Here is a 2,721-nt window from a genome sequence, read left to right as displayed (position 1 = left end):
AAGTGGCCAGTCCATTCAACCTTCAGGCAGAATTGATGCTTGGGTTTAAGGGCAACTATTTCAAAAAACTGGAAATTCTGAATGCCTCAACTTTTGGCCTAACTTATCAATTTAACTCTCCTCTCCAAGCAGGTAATGTTGAGAACATCAGCCCCATCAATCTCACATGGAGATTTTTGTTTTAAAAAATTCAGCCTTCCAAATCAATAATCCGGAAGGCTGATTGGTTTTATTCTTCAATTTCAATAGAGGTAATATGTATAATTGCTGGCATTGAAATACCCCACTACAGGAATTTCTGTCTTCAGAAATGAATTTTTCGAGACGCTTCATCAATTCTTGTGAAAACACCGGTAAACTGAAAAACAATAAATTTTTGAACCATTTTAGAATTGCCGAGCTATTATATATGATCATCAAACCATCTTTGAATGACATCCCTAGTTTTTGCAGAAAACTTAAGTTCACCCCAGGGGCCTATATAACACAATGGTGATGTTTTAAAACTGTGATTTTCCCCAGCTGCAATGTAATGGGAAATAAAACCGGGAGCCCCTTCTGGATAAAGCATCTCAAGGTGTTCCATACTCCACGATGGGTTGACCAACCGGTCATTTTCTGCAAAAAGCAGTAACAAAGGTTTTTCAATGTTTAATAAGTACTTCTTGGGATCAAATTTCCTGATTACTTTCAATTGCTTCCAATCTTCCTGCAATGGCAAAATCGAAACAATGGTCAGGTCTCTGTACACCCTTCTTCTGGCCTTTTTCAATGCCTTTTCCGGAGTCATTTCTTTATTACAAATAAAAGCGCTCTGATAGTCATTGATGAGTTGTTTTTTGACATTGAAAGTGGGGCCTGCCATACTGATGCCTCCGGCAAAATACTCCGGATATTTGGCCAGACAAATCTGAACTATCCATCCTCCCTGACTGTGGCCAACCACATAGATTTTCTCTGCATCGATTTGTGGTAATGACTGTAAATAGGCTGCCGCATTTTTCGCGTCTTCGGCACGTTGTTCAAAATCCGTATTCTGCCATTTACCTTCAGATTCTCCAACTCCCCGTTTGTCAAAATATAGGAAAGCAATATCCTCCTTTTCCATGGGGCTCTCCAAGAAGAAATCAATGAATTTTTTGTAATCTTTTGCATAGGAACTATTCCCTCCGGATCCGATCAAAAATATAATTGCCGGAACTTTGGTTTCCGTATTTTGGGGAACAACCAATTTTCCTTTTAAAGTATATCCTTCACTTTGGAATGATATATTCATACTGTCTTTTGAAACTGCTAAGGCCGAGTGAAAGCTCAATAAGGCCAATCCTAATACTATCATATATCTGTACATATTTTTGCTGTTTAGGTGTGGATTATTATTTCTTTAAATGTTATTATATTATTGATTTTCAATTTCTTATAAAATTATGAAGCCCACTTGAATACATTCAATTTAAGTATTGGTAAAAAGAGTAAAAAAAAGAAACCTGATGGATAGAGTTCATTCCCGCTTCTTTGAAAAGGAAATCTACATGGGTCATTGTTAAAGGTATTCCTAGCCAGCAGGACAATGGGATTTGATAATTCCAATAAATCCGGAAATAAATCCACCATTGCCATTTTCAAAAATGCTAAAGAAATCAAGGTTAAATATCTCTTCTTGGTTTTCATGATTGGAGCGTTTGTTCCTCAAGTGGATTCAAAATTACCGAGATCCTGGAATTGAAAGCCCCATTTTGGAAACCTGAACATGTTTCCTCGGAAATTAAAACTTATGTAAAGGAAAAAATCCCCCATAAAAAAGTGTGTCATCCGTGTTTCAAAAATATGATTGACTGAAGAAAATGTTGATTTAGCTGATTAAGAAAGAAAAGAAACCTTTTCATTTCCTGAATACGCTATCATATTTAAGCATTGGTGCAATGAATGCTTTTTAATTTTCCCTTTAAGTTACCTCTTTAGGTACATTTAAAAAATGATCAATAGAGTCCAGATCATCACAATCACAGGGACAAATACAATCAGGTCCTTTTTGATTTTTGCTGCAATAAAGAGTCCGCAGGCAGTAATCAATTCTTCCTCTTTAGTATCAATGAGATGGACAAAAAGATCATTATCTTTCACGTCAAGGGATTTTTTACCCTGCCTGATGGACCAATTATTTTTCAACAGTCCATGAATCGAAAACTGATATGGCCCCTCCTCCACAAGGTTGACCTGGGCAAGATTTCTAAAAGCATGAAGGTGGATGTACCCAATTGATTTACCTTCTTTATATATTCTATAGGTATTGCCGAAAAGGTCAAGGGATAAAAATGTGTAGAGTTCTTTACCTTTAAAGTATCCCGAATTTTGAAGTATTGGCAGTTTTAAGCTGCCTAAAATCCCTGTATCGCCGGTTAAATAGGTGGTTTCAGACAATGGGCTTTTCTTTTGGATAAGTAGGTTTTTACTTCGCATCATCTTTGAATTATTTAATTGAAAATATAACCCTCCCAAGCTCCAATAAAGCAATGATTTGCTTATTCGGAAAACTTGGAAGGTTTAGTTGATGGTTATAAAATATTAGTTGGATTTCTCAAATGGAATATTTCTCAATCTTCCCACATCCTTGATGATAAATCCATTGATTTCACCCCGGGCACTCCTTGTAAACAGAACTTCGCCAAGTCTTTCAACTTTGAATCTGTCCCCCTCAATATGCTCAAGAGGAAGGTTTTC

General features: G+C 36.5%; 3 protein-coding genes. 1 reads left to right on the top strand and 2 read right to left on the bottom strand.

The window, feature by feature from the left end; all coding sequences use genetic code 11:
* Positions 1–185, top strand: a 185-nt coding sequence (locus EA341_RS08730) for a hypothetical protein (protein WP_293013021.1), incomplete at its 5' end; no start/stop codon positions are given.
* 218 nt (positions 186–403) lie between these two features.
* Here EA341_RS08730 and EA341_RS08725 read toward each other — a convergent pair.
* Both EA341_RS08725 and EA341_RS08720 read right to left on the bottom strand, forming a co-directional pair.
* Entirely contained in the window at positions 404–1,351 is a 948-nt protein-coding gene (locus tag EA341_RS08725; RefSeq protein ID WP_293013019.1) for an alpha/beta fold hydrolase, read from the bottom strand.
* A gap of 617 nt (positions 1,352–1,968) precedes the next feature.
* Complete coding sequence (locus EA341_RS08720) at positions 1,969–2,463, bottom strand: hypothetical protein (protein WP_293013018.1); 495 nt, start codon at positions 2,461–2,463, stop codon at positions 1,969–1,971.
* Between the last annotated feature and the right edge of the window lie 258 nt (positions 2,464–2,721).

Origin of the sequence: Mongoliibacter sp. (assembly GCF_007692705.1) — a bacterium.
GTDB lineage: Bacteria > Bacteroidota > Bacteroidia > Cytophagales > Cyclobacteriaceae > Mongoliibacter.
Note: the sequence above shows the minus strand (reverse complement) of the source record. Positions and strands in the feature narration are given on the sequence as shown.

Excerpts from the sequence above, each read along its gene's own strand:
- EA341_RS08725 (WP_293013019.1), bottom strand. The coding sequence starts at position 1,351 with ATGTACAGATATATGATAGTATTAGGATTGGCCTTATTGAGCTTTCAC.
- EA341_RS08720 (WP_293013018.1), bottom strand. The coding sequence starts at position 2,463 with ATGATGCGAAGTAAAAACCTACTTATCCAAAAGAAAAGCCCATTGTCT.